Below are 1090 nucleotides of genomic sequence, written 5' to 3' on the forward strand. Positions count from 1 at the left end.
TATGAATGTCCGCAAATATCCAATTAGTAAATTCGATGTTTAAACTCAGCTCTATAAGTGCAAGCACAGAGTTCCAACCTCTCAAAGAGCCTAAAACCGAAATACCTTCGGTTGAACTTGTAGCAGAATTCGTTAAGGTAGAGTTGCAGGAATTCCGCCTTTATGTCATGGTAGGTGTCAAGGATGCTCCTCTTGGCGTTGCTGATGGCGATATGTACCCAAGGTAGAACCTTTCCGACTTTTTTCTTGTCATCCATGACAACGGCCTTGTGGGAAGCCACTGCCCCGTCCTTTTCAAGGGATGCGTATGTGCTGGAACCGTCCGTAGTGGCATTTGCCTTCCCGTCTGTCGCCTGTTTTATCCTGGGAGTTTCGGTGGAAGCCTTCAAATCGTCTATTACCTCCATCTTTATGTGTCCCACGATTTTAGGGGTACTCCGCTTCTTATCGGAAGGAGTGTCCGGGAAACTGCTTTCAGCCATGACAAGGACGGATGTCTTGCGCTGGCTTCCACGTCCACGTTTGAGCGGGCAGTTTTTCTGAGCCTCAGGCGTCTCGGTGGAGAAGAACCCTTCGTCTATCTCCACATCTCCATGAAGATTATAGCGTGCGTCACGCTTGCCCATCACGTCACGAAGCTTGTGCACCATTTCCCATACGGGCTGGTAACGCTTGCGCCCCAGTTGGCGTTGGATTTCCTTGGAGGATATGGCACGTCTGGTCGCCGTCAGAAGGTACATGGCGGCGAACCAGTCGCGGATGGGCAGGTTGCTTCCCTGCATCACAGTACCGGAACGCAAGGTCATCTCATGCTTACAGTCCATGCAGGTCCAAGAACGGTGGCTCGGATTCCAACTCAAACGCAAACCGCCGCAGCGGCTACAGAAAAGATCGTGGCGTTCACGGAAACGACGGAGAGCCTCCTCGCAGGAGCTTTCGTCAGGATATTGACGGTAGAAGTCAAGCAGATTCATTGTGTTTCCTTTCAATTGTTTTACAGGGAGTGCCTGCAAATTCTGTTCCTATGCCTGCATTGGCATCTCATAGCCTGTTTAAACTTTGCTAATTTGGACGTTTGCGGACATTCATA

1 protein-coding gene is annotated in these 1090 nt (G+C 50.2%); it reads right to left on the minus strand.

Annotated features, from left to right (window positions below; all coding sequences use genetic code 11):
- Window positions 1–23 precede the first annotated feature (23 nt).
- Window positions 24–974, minus strand: a complete 951-nt coding sequence (locus tag QUW60_RS14985) for an IS1595-like element ISPvsp1 family transposase (protein WP_289561498.1) — start codon at window positions 972–974, stop codon at window positions 24–26.
- Window positions 975–1090: the final 116 nt, after the last annotated feature.

This window comes from Bacteroides gallinaceum, assembly GCF_030373775.1.
GTDB classification, from domain to species: domain Bacteria; phylum Bacteroidota; class Bacteroidia; order Bacteroidales; family Bacteroidaceae; genus Phocaeicola; species Phocaeicola excrementipullorum.

Bases quoted from the DNA above. Each gene is read 5' to 3' on its own strand.
- QUW60_RS14985 (WP_289561498.1), bottom strand. From the start codon at position 974: ATGAATCTGCTTGACTTCTACCGTCAATATCCTGACGAAAGCTCCTGC.